Below are 17,137 nucleotides of genomic sequence, written 5' to 3' on the forward strand. Positions count from 1 at the left end.
CCAGCCCGCACGAGATGCGCGATCCCGCAACGCGCCGCGAGCTGAAGAAGGCGGTGGTCTGGTTCGGCGTCGGCGGCGCGGTGGCGCTGCTCGTGCTGCTGATCCAGCCGCTCCTGATCATCTTTGCCGGGCTGGTCTTCGCCTCGATGCTCGAAGGCGGGGTGCGGCTGCTCGGCAAGGTGCTGCCGATCGGGCGCGGGTGGCGGTTGCTGATCGTGGTCCTGCTGACCGTCGCCTTCATCGTCGTGACGGTCTATCAGACCGGCGCGGGCATCGCGATCCAGTTCGCGCAATTGCAGGCGACGCTCCTCATCCAGGCCGAGCGGCTGTCGGTCTGGGCATCGGGGCAGGGGATCATGCCCGGCATGGCCGACCTGAAGGACATCATGCAACAGGCGCTGGGCAGCGTCGGCCGGCTGACCTCCTGGGTCGGCACCGCGCTGGGCGCGCTGACGACGATCTTCATGATCCTGGTCATCGGACTGTTCGTGGCGATCGAGCCGCGCATTTACGAACAGGGCCTGCAATGGATGGTCCCGACGGACTTTCGCGGCGAGTTCGCGCTGACGTTCGACCGCATGTCGCGCCAGTTGCGGCGGTTGCTCGCCGGGCGGTTGCTGGGGATGGCGATCGAGGGCGTGATGACGTGGATCGCCCTGATGATCGCCGGCGTACCGATGGCGATGGTGCTGGGGATCATCACCGGCATGCTTGCCTTCATCCCCAATGTCGGCGCGATCGTCAGCGGATCGCTGATGATCGCGGTCGGGTTCAGCGCGGGGCTGCACACGGGCATTGCCGCGATCGTGGTCTACGTCCTGATCCAGACCTTTGACGGTTATGTCGTCATCCCCATGGTCGCGCGCCGCACCGTAGAACTGCCGCCGGCGCTGACGCTGTCGATGCAGATTTTGGCATCGACGCTGTTCGGCGTCCTGGGCCTGATGCTGGCGGATCCGATGACGGCGATGATCAAGGTCGCGCTGGAGCGCAATTCGCAGCGTACCGCCGAGGAGGACGAGGAGGCCGGCGCGGATACCGGCGGATGATCGTTCTCCATGATTACTGGCGGTCCTCGGCCAGCTATCGGGTGCGGATCGCGCTGGCGATGAAGGGTATCGATTACGCCCGGCATGCCGTCGACCTGACCGCCGGCGAACAAGCGACCGCCGCCAATCGGGGGCGCAATCCCCAGGGCTTCGTGCCGACCCTGGAGATTGACGGCCTGGCGATCGGCCAGAGCCTGGCGATCATCGACTATCTCGATGCCCGCTTCCCGGCGCCGCTTATGGTGTCGAGCGATCCGGCCAGCCGCGCGCGCACATTGCAGCGTGCGCTCGCGATCGCCGCCGACATCCAGCCGATCGCCAATCTGCGCGTCGTCAAGCGGCTGGCGGCGATGGGCGTCGACCCGGCCATGCGCGACGACTGGTCGCGGCACTGGATTGGCGAAGGTCTCGCTGCGCTGGAGACGATGGGCGAACCCGAAGGCCCGTTCCTTGGCGGTGCCACGCCCGATCTGTCCGACGTCTGCCTGGTCCCCCAAATGTACAATGCGCGACGGTTCCAGATGCCGCTCGACGCCTATCCCCGGCTGGTCGCCGCCGACGCCGCGATGGCCGTGCTGCCAGCGGTGGCCGCGGCGCATCCCGACCGCTCACGGTTTTCGCGGTCCTGACGCAGCGTGTCGAACAGCTGGAGATAGCGTATCGCTGAATCGCCGCCCGGTTCCGGGACCGGCACCGGGCGCGGGGTCGCCGGATCAAGCCAGTGGCGCAGCGTTGCGATCAGCATCGCACCATCGGCGCCCGGCACGACGCTGCCATAAGCCGGCGAGGCGATGATCTCGTCGATCGCCCCGCTCGATCGCGTGGCCACCACCGGCGTGCCGACCGCCAACGCCTCGCGCAGCACGCCGGGCGACCCTTCATAATCCGACGTCAGCGCGGTCACGGCCGCGGCCGCCAGCGCCGGTCCGGGATCCCCGACATAGCCGGGCAGGCGCAGATCGACCCCGAGCATGCGTGCCTGCGCCGCCAGGGCCGGCCGCAGCGGCCCCTCACCCAGGATCAACAGCGGCACGTCGCCCAAGGCCGGCATCGCCGCGATCAGCCGGTCCCACCGCTTCTGCGCGGTCAGCCGGCCGACGCCCAGCACGAATGGCTGTTCCGGCAGCGCGACCTCGGATACGCCGCCCTCGGTCCGGCGCACCGGCGAGTTGGGGATGACCGTCACGCGATCGCCGGCCAGCCCCATCGTCGCGATCACCTCGTCGGCCAACGCCGGAGTGAGGGCGACGACATGGTCGAGGAACAGCGGGTGCATCGCCAGCCACCGCCGATATCCCCAGCGGACCAGCGCCGACTGGTCGTCGCGTATCATCGCGTTGGACGCCTTGCCGACAATCGGCACGTCCCGGCTCAACCGCAGCCGCGTCCAGGCAGCGATGCCGGTATAATGGTTGCCCGGGCAGAAGACGATGTCCGCATCGACCCGGCGCGCGATGTCCGGCAACCGGCACAGCGCGCGCAGCCGCCGGTCGCCCAGGATCCGGACGTCGGCCCCGGCGGGCAGTTCGCGCGCCAGCGGGCCGCCGCCATCGCCCACCACCAGGGTCACGCGCTGGCCGGCCCCGATCCAGTCGCTCGCGAGCCGCAGCATGGCGCGTTCGCTGCCGCCGCCGTCCAGCGTCTGGGCCATGCTCACGATATGCAGCGCGCTCGTCACCGGCGCCCCCTACGGCCTGACCGGCACCGGGGCAATTGCGATCAGCCGCCATGACCCTTGCCGCCGGGGGCGGACCCGATGTTGCCCATTGGTCCGCAACCGGTTAAGCGCCGCCGGTCCCCGCGCGCTTTTGTCGGGGCGGACGGGCGCAAGCGTTTGGACAGCCGGGATTTCGGAGCGTCGATGACCAGCGGCTATGTCAAGGCAGCGCCGCCCGGGGCACCCGACATTGCCGGGCTCGAACCCATTGCGCGCCTGAAAAGCCGCTGGCCGGCCTATCTCGGCATCGTGCTCACCATCGCGATGGTCGCGTTGCTGAGCTACAAGCTGTTCGGTTCCGGGTTTGAAGCGCTGGCCGACAAATTCCCGACCGATCCACGATATTATATCGCCTTCGCCCTGTTGTACCTGTCGCTGCCGACTGGCGACTTTGTCATTTTCCAGAAATTGTGGTCGATCCCGATCGGCGGCCTTGCCGCGTTGATCAAGAAGCGGATCGCCAACGAGACGCTCGTCACCTATGCCGGCGAGACGTATTTCTACACCTGGGCGCGGACCCACGCCAAGATGGTGACCGCACCGTTCGGTGCGGTGAAGGACGTCAGCATCCTGTCGGCGATCGCCGGCAATGCCATGACCATGGCGCTGATCGCATTGGCCTTGCCGTTCGGCCATGCGCTGCTGACCGCGGCACAATTGCGGACGGTGCTGGGATCGATCGCAATCGTATTTGCCATGTCGTTGCCGTTCCTGCTGTTATCGAAAAAGGTATTTTCGCTGCCCCGGCGGACCTTGTGGTGGATCTTCATGATCCATTGCCTCCGTCTGACCGCGGGATCGGTGCTGATCGCCTTTGCCTGGCATTTCGCGCTGCCCGGGGTGTCGATCGCGATCTGGCTGTTCCTCGCCGCCGCGCGCCTGCTGGTGTCGCGGCTGCCGCTGGTGCCCAACAAGGACCTGCTGTTCGCCAATTTCGCGATCTTCGTGATCGGGCCCGACGCGCCGCTGTCCGACCTGATGGCGTTTACCGCCGGGCTAACGCTGGTCGTGCATATTGTGTTGATCGCGATATTCAGCCTGTATGGGGTGGTGAGGAAGCGGCTATGAGGATGTGGGGGGCGCTGGCGCTGGCGCTGGTCGCCGCGGTCGCCGCGGTCGCATGCGTGCCGCTGCCGGCGGCGGCGCAAATGCTGGGATCGGACGCCGAAGCGTGTCTGGCGGGCGAGGGGCCGGCGGTGCGTGTGGCGGTCGAGGGGCTGAAGGACCGTAGCGGCGAGATCAAGGTCGAGCTCTATCCGGCCAATGACGACGATTTCCTGAAGGACGATCGCGACTTGATCAAGGAGGGCAAGGTGTTTCGCCGGGTGCGCGCGCCGACGCCGGCATGGGGACCTGTGATCCTGTGCATCCGCGTGCCGCGTCCTGGACGCTATGCGCTGCTGGTCACGCACAATCGCGACGGCCGCAACAAGTTCAACATGTGGCAGGATGGCGCCGGCCTGATCGGCAACGTCAAACTTGGCCGCAGCCGGCCCAAGGTGGCGATGGCGGAGATCGACGTGCCGGCCGGGATCGCCAGCGCGACGGTGATCGTCCAGTACATGCGCGGCCTTTCGGGCTTCGGCCCGGTCTGGCCGGAAAAATAGCGCGATGCGGATCGTCGACGTCAACGAATTCTACTCGCCCACCGGCGGCGGGGTACGGACCTATATCGATCGCAAGATGGGAATCATGGCCGATCTGGGCCACGAACTGATCTGCATCGCCTGCACGCGCGGCCCCGATCGGGTGGAGGAGCGGCCGGGGGGCGGCCGGGTGATCTACGTCCATTCGCTGGCGCTGCCGTTCGATCCCAAGAATTACGGGCTGTTCTGGCGCGCCGAGCCGATCCACCGGCTGCTCGACGACCTCCGGCCCGACGTGGTCGAGGCGTCCTCGCCATGGCGACCGGCCTGGATCGTCGGCAAATGGCGCGGCGACGCAATAAAGTCGTTCTTCATGCACAACGACAATGTCGCGGCCTATCCGTTGCGCTGGTTCGAGGGGATGGCCTCGCCCGAACGGATCGAGCGGGCTTTCGCCTGGTATTCGCGCTACATGAACGACTTCCTCAAGCATTACGATACCGTCGTCACCAACGGCCCGGCGCTGGCCAAGCGGCTGCGCGTAAGGGGGGTCAGGGTCGACGTCGCGATGCCGCTGGGGATCGAGCGCAGCCATTTCTCGCCGACCCTGCGCGACGAGAAGTTGCGCGCCGCGCTGCTCGAGCAGCTCGGCCTGCCGTCCAGCGGGCACCTGCTGCTCGGGATCGGGCGCCATCATGGCGAGAAGCGCTGGCCGATGGTGATCGAGGCGGTCGAGCGCGCCGGCCACTCGCTGCCGGTCGGGCTGATGCTGCTCGGCACCGGCATGGGCAGCCGGCAGCTCGCTCGCCAGCTTGGCGGCAGCCCGCACATCCGCCTGTTCAGCCCGGTCTATGACCGCGAGCGGTTCGCCCGGATTATGGCGAGCGCCGACGCGCTGGTCCACGGGTCGGAGGCCGAGCCGTTCGGGCTGGCCGCATCCGAGGCGATGGCCTCGGGCCTGCCGCTGATCTCGCCCGATACCGGCGGCTGCGCCGAAGTCGCCGATCCGCTGACCAGCGAGACGTACGCCGCGCGCGACGCCTCGTCCTGCGCGGCGGCGATCCAGCGGTTGTTCGCGCGCGAACCGTTGATCCTGCGCAAGGCGGCGATCGTCGCGGCGGGCCGCGTACGCACCGACCGCGAGCATGCGGTGGATCTGATGGCGCATTATCAGGCGCTCGTCGACCAGCGCCGCGACGTCACGCGACGGTTATTCAGCGCAGCCTGATCCCGGCGGGCAGCCGAGCCGCAGCGGCGGCATGACATAGATCGTGAAGCGACCGCCATCGATGCGGATGATCGACGTCGCGCGCGCCGCCACCGCCTTTGCCAGCCGCGCCTCGAGCGCCGGGTCGCCCCCTTCCGCGAGCGCGTCGCCGCCGACCAGCACGGGGTTCAGCACTTGCGTGCCGTCGAACCGCGCGGCGGAAACCAGATGGAAGCGTATCTCGTCTTCCGCCGACAGCAGGTCGTGGCTGCGGAAGTAGAACGGGCCGGCGGCGAAGCGCGCATCGGGCAGCCGGCCGGCCACGGCGAGATATTGCGGTGACAGCGTGACGACCGGCCCGGAAACGCCGGCACGATCCATCACCTCGCGCAGCCGCTGGCCATCGCGCGCGGCCAGCGTCATCGGCGCGCCGGTCCGCGCGGCCGCGGCCATCCCCTCGATCGACGGCGCCAGCCCCGCGACCGCGAAGGCGACGAACGCGATCCGCTCGCATCGGCCCGGCGAGGACCGTGTCCAGGCCAGCGCCAGCGCGACGAACAGCGGCGGCAGCGCGGGCAGCAGATATTGCCGCCACGTCGGTTCTGGCAGCAGGGCGGCGACGAGTCCCGCCAGCGCGATCGCCTCGACCAGCCGCGCCGTCCGGTCTCCGCCCCGCCAGCGCGCCGCCACCGCGACGATCGCCGGCAGGGCGGCGCCGAGCGCCAGGAACTTGATCGTGTCGATCGCCTTCGCCGCCGCTCCCAGCTTCCACGCGCGTCTGGAGTCGAGATACATCTGGCGCGGCGCGCTTGCCGGAAAGCCGAACACCTCGAACCAGGCGGCGTCCGGCGCCTGCGCCGCCAGCCAGGCGACCAGCGCCACGATCGGTGCCGCGCCCAGCGCGACCCAGCCCGGCCGGTGCGCGCGCCGGTCGATCATTGCCCAGGCACCATAAGCCCCGGCCGGCAACACATAGCTGATCTTCGCCGCGACCGCCCCGGCGAGGAGGAAGCCGATCAACGCTGCGCGTCTCGCATTGCCCTCGCCGCGCGCGGTGCCCGCGATCAGCCACAATGCGCCGGCCAGCGCGGCGGCCGGCAGCGCGTCGTTGCGCGCGGTGCCGGCGCTGAACAGCAGGATGTCGGTGGCCGCGAACAATGCGGCCACGGCGATGGCGTGCGTCGGGCGCGCGCCGCCGGCACGCGCGGCGCGCTCGACCGCGATCGTCGCCCCCGCCGCGAGCAGGGCATTGACCAGCCGCAGCCCCGGCCAGGCGAACCCGCCGAACGCCGCCGCCAGCGGCGCCAGCAGCAGCGGCTGCAGCGGCATCTGGAAATAGGCGAAGTCACGCCACGGCAGCGCGGCGCGCGCCAGGATCGCGGCCGCGACATACTGGCTCTCGTCATGGTTGACCGGCCGCAGCATGGCGAGCGCCGCCAGTGCGAGCACCAGCGCGGCGGCCAGAGCCGGCTGCTGCCCGGCGGTACGCGATAGGCGAAGGAGCATGCCGATTCCTATGCACAGCGGCGCCTGCTGTCACGAAGGCGCATATCGCCGACTCTTTGCCGAATCACGCGTGCGCGGCGCTGATGAAATAATCCAGCCGCCGGTCCTCTCCCACCGTGAACCCGCGGTTCGGCGAGAAGCTCAGCCCCGCCGTGTCGACCACGCGCAACCCGGCGTCCTCGACCAGCGCGGTCAGGTCGTCCGGGGTCAGGAACTTGTGCCAATCGTGCGTGCCGCGCGGGATCAGGCCGGCACCCTCGCCGACCGCGATCATCGCCAGCCGCGACAGGGTGGTGCGGTTGGGGGTCGACAGGACCAGCAATCCGCCGGCGGCGAGCGCGCCGGCCAGCCCGTGCACGAACGCCGCCGGATCGACGACATGCTCGATCACCTCGAAACAGGTGATGAGGTCGAACGTCTCGCCGGAAACCGCCTCGATCCCGCCGCAGCGATAGGCGATGTCCAGCCCGGACTGCGTGGCATGCGCCTCAGCCACCGCGATATTCTCCGCCGCCGCATCGATCGCGGTGACGGCGGCGCCCAGCCGTGCCAGCGGCTCGCTGACCAGCCCGGCGCCACACCCGACGTCGAGCGCGCGCCTGCCCGACAGCGGCGTGAAGCTGGCTGCGTCGCCGCGCCAATGCGCATCGATCCGCGCGCGGAGATAGCCCAGCCGCGGCGGGTTGAGCCGGTGAAGCATCGCAGACGATCCTTCGGGATCCCACCATTCCGCCGCCAGCTGCCCGAAATGCGCGGCTTCCGCCGGGTTCACGCTAGTCGTTGCATCCGCCATGCCCGCCTCCTATCAGGCGCGGCTCCCGATCAAAAGGACGTACGGCTCCCCCGCATGGCGCGCATCGTGATGAAGTTCGGCGGCACGTCGATGGCCGGGGTCGAGCGCATCCGCAGCGTCGCCGCGCGAGTGAAGCGGGAGGTGGCGGCCGGCAACCAGGTCGCCGTGGTCGTCTCGGCGATGGCCGGCGAGACCGACCGGCTGGTCAATTTCTGCCGCGAGGCGTCCTCGCTCTACGATCCGCGCGAATATGACGTCGTGGTGGCGTCGGGCGAGCAGGTGACCAGCGGGCTGCTGGCGATCGCGCTCCAGGCGATCGGCGTGCCGGCGCGCAGCTGGCTCGGCTGGCAGCTGCCGGTCCGGACCTCCGACGCCTTTGCCAGGGCACGGATCGAGGAGATCGACACGCACGCGATCGACGCCGCCTTGGCCGCCGGCGAAGTCGCCGTGATCCCGGGGTTCCAGGGCGTGGCGGCGAACAACCGCATCGCCACGCTGGGGCGCGGCGGGTCGGACACCAGCGCGGTGGCGGTGGCCGCGGCGATGAAGGCCGATCGCTGCGACATCTATACCGACGTCGACGGCGTCTACACCACCGATCCCAGGATCGTGCCGCGCGCGCGCAAGCTGCGCCAGGTGACGTATGAGGAAATGCTGGAACTCGCCAGCGTCGGCGCCAAGGTGCTGCAGACGCGGTCGGTCGGGCTGGCGATGAAGGAGGGCGTCCGCGTCCAGGTGCTGTCGTCGTTCACCGCGCACGACGCGCCGATGGCCGACACGCTGCCGGGGACGATGATCGTCGGCGAAGAGGAGATCGAGGATTTGGAACGCCAGCTCATCACCGGTATCGCCCACGACAAGAACGAGGCGAAGATCACGCTGACCGCGGTCGCCGACAAGCCCGGATCGGTCGCCGCGATCTTCGAACCGCTGGCGGCGGCGTCGATCAACGTCGACATGATCATCCAGAACATCGCGCACCAGACCGGGTCGACCGACGTCACCTTCACCGTCCCCGCCGCCGACCTGGCGCGCTCGATCGAGGTGCTCAACCAGGCCCGCGCGGCGATCGGCTTCAGCGAACTGGTCCATGACACCCGCGTCGCCAAGATCTCGGTGGTCGGGGTCGGCATGCGCAGCCATGCGGGCGTCGCCTCGACGATGTTCTCGACGTTGGGCGCGCGCGGCATCAACATCCTGGCCATCTCGACCAGCGAGATCAAGGTCAGCGTGCTGATCCACGAGGACGAGACGGAACTGGCAGTGCGCTTGCTGCATACCGCCTATGGGCTCGATGCGGAGGATGCTGCCTGACCTTCCAGCCCTCTCCGCTTGCGGGAGAGGGCTGGAAGGCTGTCGCCGTTGACGCTAACCCGCCGCCATGAGCAGCACCCCCTCCTCCGGCGCCGAGCGCCTCCACCGGCGCATGGCGCGCGGCGCGGCGTTCCTGGGCAGCGAGGTCGCGATCCTGTGCGGGGCGATGTCCTGGGTTTCGGAGCGCAACCTGGTCGCCGCGATGTCCAATGCCGGCGGCTTCGGGCTGATCGCGTGCGGGGCGATGACGCCCGACCTGCTCGATGCCGAGATCGCCGCGACGAAGGCGCGCACCGACCGGCCGTTCGGCGTCAATCTGATCACCATGCACCCGCAATTGATGGAGCTGATCGCGATCTGCGCACGGCACGAGGTCGGCCATGTCGTGCTGGCGGGCGGTTTGCCACCGGCCGGATCGCTCGACGCGATCAAGGCCAGTGGCGCAAAGCTGCTCTGCTTTGCGCCCGCGCTCAGCCTGGCAAAGAAGCTGATCCGCTCGGGCGTCGACGCGCTGGTGATCGAGGGAATGGAGGCAGGGGGCCATATCGGCCCGGTCTCGACCAGCGTGCTCGCGCAGGAGATGCTGCCCGAGATCGCCGACCAGGTGCCGGTGTTCGTCGCCGGCGGGATCGGGCGCGGCGAGGCGATCGCCGGCTATCTCGACATGGGCGCCGCGGGGGTCCAGCTCGGCACGCGCTTCGTCTGCGCGGCCGAATCGATCGCGCATCCCAATTTCAAGAAGGCATTCCTGCGCGCCAATGCCCGCGATGCCGTGGCCAGCGTGCAGATCGACCCGCGCCTGCCGGTCATTCCCGTCCGTGCGCTGAAGAACGCTTCCTCCGACCTGTTCACCGCCAAGCAGCGCGAGGTCGCGCAGGCGCTCGACGAGGGCAAGGTCGAGATGATCGAGGCGCAGCTCCAGATCGAGCATTACTGGGCGGGTGCGCTCAGGCGGGCGGTGATCGACGGCGATGTCGAGCATGGCAGCCTGATGGCCGGCCAGTCGGTCGGCATGGTGACCAGGGAAGAACCCGTCGCCGCGATCATCGCGCAGTTGATGGACCAGGCGGCGGTAGCGCTGGACAAGCGCACGACCGAACAGGGCGTCGAGGCGGTAAGTAGCCGACGCGAGTAGCCGACATTATCGGGTTAGCGGACGATTAACCGTCCCTTTTAAGGAGGCGTTGAACCGGCGCGAGCGACCTTTTCGACGCCGCGATCGCGCGGCGCGAGGGGGTTCTCGTCCATGCGCAACTCATTGACAGCATTGTCCTGCCTGTTTCTCGCCATCGCCGGTCCGGCGACGGCGCAATCCCTGGCTCCGGAACCTCGGCCACCGGCCGGCGCCGCGGCCAATCTGGTGCTGCCGCCGGTCGGTGCGGACGGCAGCTACGCCACGCCCAACCGGGGTCTCAGCCCCGCCGAGGCGACCTGGCACCTGCGCGCGGCGCTCAACGTCGCGGCGCTCAACTGCCGCGATGCCGATGAGGGGCTGACGGTCGCCAATTACAACCGGCTGCTCGCCGCCAATCGCGTCGCGCTCGCCGCCGCGACCGACGCGGTCGACACCCGTTATCGTGCGTCATTCGGTGCGGCGTGGGTCGATGCGCGGGAAACCGCGATGACCCGCGTCTATAATTTCTTCGCCCAGCCGCCCGCGCACGATGCGTTCTGCGTCGCCGCCAAGCAGGTACTGACCGAGGCGCAAAGCGTCGAACCCGCCGATCTGGCCGCGTTTGCGGTGGCGCGGCTGGCCGACCTCGAGCGGCCGTTCACCGATTTCTATGCGCGCTACGACCAGTATCGCACGGCGTTGGCGGCATGGCGTACGGGGGCGGGCGGGGGCGTGGCGGTGGCGACGCTGGCGGCGGTGTCGGTTACCGGCGCCCCCCTGGCGGCGGAGACCGGCCCGCACTGATCGCCGTTTGTGGCGCGGGGCGAAGCAACCTGCTAGCCCCCGCGCCATGGCCGTCACCGCCGCCGCCTCCGCCCGTGAAATCCTGGTCCGCCTGCACGATGTGATGGCGGCGCGGACGACCGCGCAGGCAAAGCTGGACGCGGTCACCCGGATCATCGCCGAATCGCTCGATAGCGAGGTCTGCTCGATCTACCTGCTGCGCGACGGGCTGCTCGAACTCTATGCGACGCGCGGGCTCGACCAGGGGGCGGTCCATGTGACGCGGCTGGCGCCGGGCGAGGGGCTGGTCGGCACGATCGCCAAGAATGTCGAGACGCTCAACCTGGACGAAGCCGCCAGCCATCCCGATTTCGCCTATCGTCCGGAGACCGGCGAGGACGAATTCCACAGCTTTGCCGGCGTGCCGATCATCCGTCGCGAGCGGTCGGTCGGGGTGCTCGCGGTCCAGCATGTCGATCCGCGCAAATATGCCGACGTCGAGATCGAGGCGCTGCAGACCGTGGCGATGGTGTTGAGCGAGCTGATCGCCAATGCCGATCTGATCGACGAGGCCGCCGCCGGCGCGGCGCGTCCGCAATCGACCGCGGCGGCCAGGATCGACGGGCTGAAGCTGGTCGACGGCATGGCCGCCGGGCACGCCGTGTTCCACCAGCCGCGGATCACCATCGAGCATACCGTCGCCGAGGACATCGAGGCCGAGCGCCACCGCGTCTATGCCGCGTTCGACAAGATGCGCGAACAGATCGACCGCATGACCAGCCAGGCCGAGTTCGGCGTCGGCGGCGAGCATGACGAGGTCATCGCGACCTACAAGATGTTCGCTTATGACGAGGGCTGGGCGCGGCGGATCAACGAGGCGATCGACTCCGGGCTCACCGCCGAGGCGGCGATCGAGCGCGTCCAGCAGCGCACGCGGATGCGGATGCGGCAGATCGGCGATCCGTTGCTCCAGGATCGGATGCATGATCTGGAGGATCTCGCCAACCGCCTGCTGCGGACCGTGTCGGGGCAGATGGGCACCGCGGCGCAGCTCGGCCTGCGTCAGGACGCGATCCTGATCGCGCGCAACCTGGGGCCGGCCGAACTGCTCGAATATGACCGCCGCCGGCTCAAGGGCGTGGTGCTGGAGGAAGGGTCCTTGACCGCGCACGTGACGATCGTCGCCCGCGCGATGGGCGTGCCGGTGCTCGGCCGGGTGCGCAACGTGCGCCAGCATATTGCCGAGGGCGATGCGTTGTTGCTCGACGTGACGACGGGCACCGTGATGGTGCGTCCCACCGCGGCGATGGAGGAAGCGTTCGAGGCGCGGCTGCTGCTGCGGCAGAAACGCCGCGCCGTGTTCGCCGCGCTGAAGTCCGAGGCGCCGGTGACGAAGGACGGCCGGCGGCTGACGGTGATGGTCAATGCCGGGCTGCGCGACGATGTTGCCGCGCTCGACGTGACGGGGGCCGACGGCATCGGGCTGTTCCGCACCGAATTCCAGTTCCTGGTGTCGGCGACCTTGCCGCAGCGCGAGCGGCAGTTGCGGCTGTACAAGGACGTGCTCGACGCCGCCGGCGACAAGCCGGTGGTATTCCGCACCGTCGACATCGGCGGCGACAAGGCGCTGCCTTATCTAAACGGCGCAGGCGAAGACGAGGAGAACCCGGCAATGGGCTGGCGCGCGCTGCGGCTCGCGCTGGAACGCGACGGGCTGATGAAGGCACAGGCGCGCGCGCTGATCGAGGCGGCCGGCGGTCGCACGCTCAACGTCATGTTCCCGATGGTCAGCGAGGCCTGGGAGCTCGACGAGGCGCGCGCGTTGTTCGAGGCGCAGCGCGAGTGGCTGGGCAAGCGCGGCAAGCGGCTGCCCGCCGAAATCCGCTATGGCGCGATGCTCGAAGTGCCGGCGCTGGCCGACCAGCTGGACCTGCTGTTGCCCAACATCCAGTTCCTGTCGGTCGGCACCAACGACCTGACGCAATTTCTGTTCGCCGCCGATCGCGCCAATCCCAAGCTGGCCGAGCGCTACGACTGGCTGAGCCCGTCGATCCTGCGCTTCCTCAGGCGCGTGGTGGCGCCCTGCCGCGAGGCGGGGGTGGCGCTGACGGTGTGCGGCGAGATGGGCGGGCGCACGCTGGAGGCCATGGCGCTGATCGGGATCGGGATCGAGCGGCTGTCGATCACCCCGGCGGCGGTCGGGCCAATCAAGGCGATGGTGCGCAGCCTCGACCGCACCGCGTTGATGGCCATGATGGAAGGGCTGCTCGCGCGGCCGCCGCGCGACATGCGCGGCGCGCTGATCGACTGGGCGGCGCAAAACCGGCTTGAACTGGCCTGAACCCGGCCGAAATCGTCGGCGGGCCGTTGACAGCCAATCCCGCTTTGGGGGACAGCCCGATGACAAAGCGGAACCTGGCAGGCAGGTCGCGGTCCGCCGGAGACGCGCATGAGCGATGACCAGCCGGACGACCAGGCAACTCTTTTCCCCAAGACCGCGGGCGAGCGGCTGCGCGAGGCGCGCGAGGCCGGCGGCCTGACGCTGAACGACATTGCGGCGCGGACGCGCGTGCCGTTGCGGCACCTGGAGGCGATCGAGCAGGGGCGGTTCGATGCAATGCCGACGGCGACCTACGCGGTCGGCTTCGCCAAGGCCTATGCCCGGGCGGTCGGGCTGGACGAGGTCGCCATCGCCGCGGAGGTCCGCACCGGCGCCCAGCGCATGGCGCGGCCGATGACCGATTACCCGGACTATGCGATCAGCGACCCCAAGCGCCTGCCGTCCAGGACGGTGGTGATCGGCGCGCTGGGCGTGGCGCTCGCGTTGCTGGTCGGCATCGCGCTGTGGTACGGGGCGGGCATGGCCGGCGGATCGGGCGACCGCAACGGCGTCGTGCCGCCCGATGCCATCGCGGCGGCGTCGCCGACCCCGGCAACTGCGACCCCGGTTCCCGCCACCGGGGGCCAGGTCGTGCTGACCGCGACCGACACGGTCTGGCTGCGGGTCTATGACGCGGCCGGCAAGACGCTGGTGCAAAAGACGCTCCAGCCGGGCGAGCGCTATGATGTGCCGGTCGATGCTGCCGATCCGATGATCAATGTCGGCCGGCCGGACAGGCTGGCGGTGACGCTCAACGGGTCGGCCGTGCCGCCGCTCGGCGACGGCACGCGCGCCATCAAGGACGTGCCGATCGGCGCCGATGCGCTGCGCAAGCGCGGATCCACCCCGGCCGCCGCCGAACCGCGCGCGACCGCGCCGGCTGGGGCCGGCACGCCGCGGCCGCGCCGCAGCCCGTCGCCGCGGGCCAGCTCGGCGGCGGACGATAGGCCGGCGGCGCTGGCTACCCCGCGCGCGACGGCGCCTTCGGCCACGCCCGCGCCCTGAGGCGGCCGATCGGGTATCGGTCGCCCACGGACGGTGGCGCTCGCGGGTCAATCGCGTTAGGCTGGATCGATGCGGGTCATAGGGTCAAGGAACATGGCAAGAGGCACGGGGCGCCTGGTCTTCGCGCTGTTGTTGGCGGTCACGCTGCCGGGCGGCGCGCCGGATGCCCGGGCGCAGACGGCGCTGGAGGGCCGCGTCGACCGCCTGGAACGCGAAATGCGCGCGGTTCAGCGCCAGGTGTTCGGCGGCAAGGGCAGCATGGTGGAGCCCGAGATCGATCCCGCGACGCCGCCGGCGCCGCTGCCGGGCACCCCAGCCACCATGCCGATCGCCGATCTGCAGCAGCGGGTGACCGCGATGGAGGGCCAGGTCGCAACGCTGACCGGCCAGGTCGAGGAATCGCAGCACCGCCTCCAGTTGCTGGAGGAGGCGTTCAACGCCTATAAGCGTATCACCGATGCGCGGCTCAAGGCGCTGGAGACCGGCGCCGGGGCCGGCGTGCCGTCCGGGCCGGAGATGAGCGGCGACGGTGCCGGGCAGGGGCCAGAGACGACCCGTCCCGCAACCCCCGGCCCGTCCACCGCGACCCGCGCCGCGCGGATTGCCGCCGTTCCTCGTCCCAGGACCGCCGACAAGGGTGATGACGCCTACATCTATGGCTATCGCCTGTGGCAGGCGAAACTCTATCCCGAGGCCGAGGATCAGTTGAAGGGTTTTGCCGCGCGCTATCCCGGGCATTCCCGGGCAAGCCGTGCACTCAATCTGCTCGGCACGGCCTATATGGACGACGCCAAGCCGAGCTTGGCGGCGATCGCCTTTTACGACAATTACCGCACCAACCCCAATGGCGATCGCGCGGCCGACAGCCTGCTGAACCTGGCCGACGCGCTGGTCGTGCTGAAGAAGCCGCGCGACGAGATCTGCAAGGTCTATAGCGAGATCGATGCGGTATATGGTGCAAGGCTGTCGCCGGCGATGAGGGAAAAGGCAAGCAAGGGCCGTGTCGCCAATCAGTGCAGATAGACTGGATCCGGCGCTGGTCGCGCGCTTCCGCGCCGATCTGGCGCAGCTGTGCGATCCCGACGCCGCGCGCATACTCGTCGCGGTATCGGGCGGCGGCGACAGCCTGGCGCTGCTGCTGCTCGCCCATGCCGCGCTCGGCGATCGCTGCCATGCGGCCACGGTCGACCACCGCATAAGGCCCGAAGCAGCGGACGAGGCGGCGGGGGTCGGCCGCCTGTGCGCGGCACGCGGCATAGATCATCATGTCCTGGCCGACGACCTGCCGGCGCGCGCCGGGCGGACCGCCAACGTATCGGCGCGGGCCCGCGCGCTGCGTTACCGCCTGCTGGAGGCGCACGCCACCGCGATCGGCGCCGATCGGCTGGCGACCGCGCATCATGCCGACGACCAGCTGGAGACGCTGGTGATGCGGCTCAACCGGGGCGCGGGGCTCGCCGGGCTGGCGGGGATCCGCGCCGCGGGCGGCATGATCATCCGCCCGCTGCTCGGCTGGCGTCGCGCCGAACTCGCGGCGCTGCTCGCCGGCTGCGGCATCGTCGCGATCGACGACCCGAGCAACGTCAGTGACCGGTATGACCGCGCGCGGCTGCGCAAGGCGCTGGTCGGGACCGATTGGCTAGATGTCGGTCGCGTGGCGGCCAGCGCCCGCGCGCTCGGCGAGGCGGAGGATGCGCTGGCCTGGGCAACGCGCGAGGCGGAACGCCGGCATTGCGACGGTCCCGATGCGCGCGGCCCGGTTACCCTGTATCCAGCGGGCCTGCCCGTGGAGATCCGCCGGCGGCTGGTGGTGACATGCCTGACCCGGGTCGACGATGCGCTCGACCTGCGTGGACCGGAGATCGCGCGGCTGATCGCGGCGCTGGCGGGCGGTGGCGCGGCGACGCTGGGCGAGGTGCTGGCCCGCGCCACCACTCGGCTGCGTTATGGCGTCGAGACGCCCGCCTGGGTGTTCGTCAAGGCGCCGGCGCGTCGGTCATAATGACCATCGTTGTTCCATTGCCATTAACGTTCTCTCCCTTATCTAGGTTGGCGAAAGGTATCGCCCTCCGATGAACGACAACGACAAGCAACCCGGCCAGGACAATGGCGGAAATCCGTGGATGAAGAGCCTGTTGATCTGGGTCGGCATCCTCGTCGCGCTGGCGCTGTTCGTGACCTTGATCGACGGGCGCACCGCGACTCCGGCGGGCAACCAGATTCCCTATTCGGGATTCCTCGCCAAGGTGAAGGAGGGATCGGTCCGCCGTGTCGACATCACCGGCACCGTGATCACCGGCACGCTGGCCAATGGCGACGCCTTCCGCACCAATGCCGTGGCCGACCCGCAATTGGTCCAGCGGCTGGTCGAATCGAACGTCGAGATCAATGCCAAGCCCGATGAGGGCCCGTCGATCTGGCAATATCTGCTGGTTCAGTCGCTGCCGTTCCTGCTGTTCCTGGGCATCGCCTTCTTCGTGTTGCGCCAGATGCAGAAGAATTCGGGATCCGGTGCGATGGGCTTCGGCAAGAGCCGGGCAAAGATGCTGACCCAGAAGGAAGGCAAGATCACCTTTCAGGACGTCGCGGGCATCGACGAGGCGCGCGAGGAGCTGGAGGAAATCGTCGAGTTCCTGAAGGACCCGACCAAGTTCGCGCGGCTGGGCGGCAAGATCCCCAAGGG

At 69.4% G+C, this 17,137-nt stretch carries 16 protein-coding genes; 13 read left to right on the plus strand and 3 right to left on the minus strand.

Annotation, left to right across the window (positions count from 1 at the left end):
• Positions 1-14 precede the first annotated feature (14 nt).
• Positions 15-1,049 carry an AI-2E family transporter gene (locus ACFE7K_RS12735; protein WP_375398586.1) on the plus strand — a complete coding sequence of 345 codons (1,035 nt, stop codon included), beginning with the start codon at positions 15-17 and terminating at the stop codon, positions 1,047-1,049.
• Entirely contained in the window at positions 1,046-1,678 is a 633-nt protein-coding gene (gene maiA / locus ACFE7K_RS12740; RefSeq protein WP_375398571.1) for a maleylacetoacetate isomerase, read from the plus strand. The genes ACFE7K_RS12735 and maiA overlap by 4 nt, the downstream gene beginning before the upstream one ends.
• Here maiA and ACFE7K_RS12745 read toward each other — a convergent pair.
• On the minus strand, positions 1,585-2,727 hold the full coding sequence (locus tag ACFE7K_RS12745) for a glycosyltransferase (protein WP_375398572.1): 1,143 nt from the start codon (positions 2,725-2,727) through the stop codon (positions 1,585-1,587). The two genes, maiA and ACFE7K_RS12745, sit on opposite strands and share 94 nt — an antisense overlap.
• A gap of 183 nt (positions 2,728-2,910) precedes the next feature.
• Between ACFE7K_RS12745 and ACFE7K_RS12750 the strand changes: the two genes are divergently transcribed.
• Genes ACFE7K_RS12750 through ACFE7K_RS12760 form a run of 3 tightly spaced genes read left to right on the plus strand, consistent with a single transcriptional unit; the run spans position 2,911 to position 5,580 of the window.
• Positions 2,911-3,834 carry a hypothetical protein gene (locus ACFE7K_RS12750; protein WP_375398573.1) on the plus strand — a complete coding sequence of 308 codons (924 nt, stop codon included), beginning with the start codon at positions 2,911-2,913 and terminating at the stop codon, positions 3,832-3,834.
• Positions 3,831-4,373: a DUF2141 domain-containing protein gene (locus ACFE7K_RS12755; RefSeq protein WP_375398574.1), complete on the plus strand. Its 543-nt coding sequence runs from the start codon at positions 3,831-3,833 to the stop codon at positions 4,371-4,373. The genes ACFE7K_RS12750 and ACFE7K_RS12755 overlap by 4 nt, the downstream gene beginning before the upstream one ends.
• A gap of 4 nt (positions 4,374-4,377) precedes the next feature.
• Positions 4,378-5,580, plus strand: a complete 1,203-nt coding sequence (locus ACFE7K_RS12760; RefSeq protein WP_375398575.1) for a glycosyltransferase — start codon at positions 4,378-4,380, stop codon at positions 5,578-5,580.
• Here ACFE7K_RS12760 and ACFE7K_RS12765 read toward each other — a convergent pair.
• Entirely contained in the window at positions 5,563-7,065 is a 1,503-nt protein-coding gene (locus ACFE7K_RS12765) for a DUF2029 domain-containing protein (protein WP_375398576.1), read from the minus strand. The genes ACFE7K_RS12760 and ACFE7K_RS12765 overlap by 18 nt on opposite strands.
• A gap of 64 nt (positions 7,066-7,129) precedes the next feature.
• Positions 7,130-7,858 carry a bifunctional 2-polyprenyl-6-hydroxyphenol methylase/3-demethylubiquinol 3-O-methyltransferase UbiG gene (gene ubiG, locus ACFE7K_RS12770; protein ID WP_375398577.1) on the minus strand — a complete coding sequence of 243 codons (729 nt, stop codon included), beginning with the start codon at positions 7,856-7,858 and terminating at the stop codon, positions 7,130-7,132.
• Between the two features lie 54 nt (positions 7,859-7,912).
• On the opposite strand from ubiG, the gene ACFE7K_RS12775 reads away from it, so the two are divergent.
• The 8 genes from ACFE7K_RS12775 to ACFE7K_RS12810 form a co-directional block, all read left to right on the plus strand.
• Positions 7,913-9,172 (plus strand): aspartate kinase, encoded by a 1,260-nt coding sequence (locus ACFE7K_RS12775; protein WP_375398578.1) that lies wholly within the window; start codon positions 7,913-7,915, stop codon positions 9,170-9,172.
• Between the two features lie 67 nt (positions 9,173-9,239).
• Positions 9,240-10,307 carry an NAD(P)H-dependent flavin oxidoreductase gene (locus ACFE7K_RS12780; RefSeq protein WP_375398579.1) on the plus strand — a complete coding sequence of 356 codons (1,068 nt, stop codon included), beginning with the start codon at positions 9,240-9,242 and terminating at the stop codon, positions 10,305-10,307.
• A gap of 111 nt (positions 10,308-10,418) precedes the next feature.
• Entirely contained in the window at positions 10,419-11,090 is a 672-nt protein-coding gene (locus ACFE7K_RS12785; RefSeq protein WP_375398580.1) for a hypothetical protein, read from the plus strand.
• 46 nt (positions 11,091-11,136) lie between these two features.
• On the plus strand, positions 11,137-13,410 hold the full coding sequence (gene ptsP, locus ACFE7K_RS12790) for a phosphoenolpyruvate--protein phosphotransferase (RefSeq protein ID WP_375398581.1): 2,274 nt from the start codon (positions 11,137-11,139) through the stop codon (positions 13,408-13,410).
• A 108-nt stretch (positions 13,411-13,518) separates the two neighbouring features.
• Positions 13,519-14,454 carry a helix-turn-helix domain-containing protein gene (locus ACFE7K_RS12795; RefSeq protein ID WP_375398582.1) on the plus strand — a complete coding sequence of 312 codons (936 nt, stop codon included), beginning with the start codon at positions 13,519-13,521 and terminating at the stop codon, positions 14,452-14,454.
• 93 nt (positions 14,455-14,547) lie between these two features.
• Entirely contained in the window at positions 14,548-15,477 is a 930-nt protein-coding gene (locus tag ACFE7K_RS12800) for a hypothetical protein (protein ID WP_375398583.1), read from the plus strand.
• Positions 15,455-16,456 carry a tRNA lysidine(34) synthetase TilS gene (tilS, locus tag ACFE7K_RS12805; protein ID WP_375398584.1) on the plus strand — a complete coding sequence of 334 codons (1,002 nt, stop codon included), beginning with the start codon at positions 15,455-15,457 and terminating at the stop codon, positions 16,454-16,456. The genes ACFE7K_RS12800 and tilS overlap by 23 nt, the downstream gene beginning before the upstream one ends.
• 70 nt (positions 16,457-16,526) lie before the next feature.
• Positions 16,527-17,137, plus strand: a 611-nt coding sequence (locus ACFE7K_RS12810; RefSeq protein ID WP_375398585.1) for an ATP-dependent metallopeptidase FtsH/Yme1/Tma family protein, incomplete at its 3' end; no start/stop codon positions are given.

This window comes from uncultured Sphingomonas sp. (assembly GCF_964244265.1).
Taxonomy (GTDB): domain Bacteria; phylum Pseudomonadota; class Alphaproteobacteria; order Sphingomonadales; family Sphingomonadaceae; genus Sphingomonas.

Coding starts and splice junctions, on each gene's coding strand:
- ACFE7K_RS12735 (WP_375398586.1), top strand. CDS start 15: ATGCGCGATCCCGCAACGCGCCGCGAGCTGAAGAAGGCGGTGGTCTGG.
- maiA (WP_375398571.1), top strand. CDS start 1,046: ATGATCGTTCTCCATGATTACTGGCGGTCCTCGGCCAGCTATCGGGTG.
- ACFE7K_RS12750 (WP_375398573.1), top strand. CDS start 2,911: ATGACCAGCGGCTATGTCAAGGCAGCGCCGCCCGGGGCACCCGACATT.
- ACFE7K_RS12755 (WP_375398574.1), top strand. CDS start 3,831: ATGAGGATGTGGGGGGCGCTGGCGCTGGCGCTGGTCGCCGCGGTCGCC.
- ACFE7K_RS12760 (WP_375398575.1), top strand. CDS start 4,378: ATGCGGATCGTCGACGTCAACGAATTCTACTCGCCCACCGGCGGCGGG.
- ACFE7K_RS12765 (WP_375398576.1), bottom strand. CDS start 7,065: ATGCTCCTTCGCCTATCGCGTACCGCCGGGCAGCAGCCGGCTCTGGCC.
- ubiG (WP_375398577.1), bottom strand. CDS start 7,858: ATGGCGGATGCAACGACTAGCGTGAACCCGGCGGAAGCCGCGCATTTC.
- ACFE7K_RS12775 (WP_375398578.1), top strand. CDS start 7,913: ATGGCGCGCATCGTGATGAAGTTCGGCGGCACGTCGATGGCCGGGGTC.
- ACFE7K_RS12780 (WP_375398579.1), top strand. CDS start 9,240: ATGAGCAGCACCCCCTCCTCCGGCGCCGAGCGCCTCCACCGGCGCATG.
- ACFE7K_RS12785 (WP_375398580.1), top strand. CDS start 10,419: ATGCGCAACTCATTGACAGCATTGTCCTGCCTGTTTCTCGCCATCGCC.
- ptsP (WP_375398581.1), top strand. CDS start 11,137: ATGGCCGTCACCGCCGCCGCCTCCGCCCGTGAAATCCTGGTCCGCCTG.
- ACFE7K_RS12795 (WP_375398582.1), top strand. CDS start 13,519: ATGAGCGATGACCAGCCGGACGACCAGGCAACTCTTTTCCCCAAGACC.
- ACFE7K_RS12800 (WP_375398583.1), top strand. CDS start 14,548: ATGGCAAGAGGCACGGGGCGCCTGGTCTTCGCGCTGTTGTTGGCGGTC.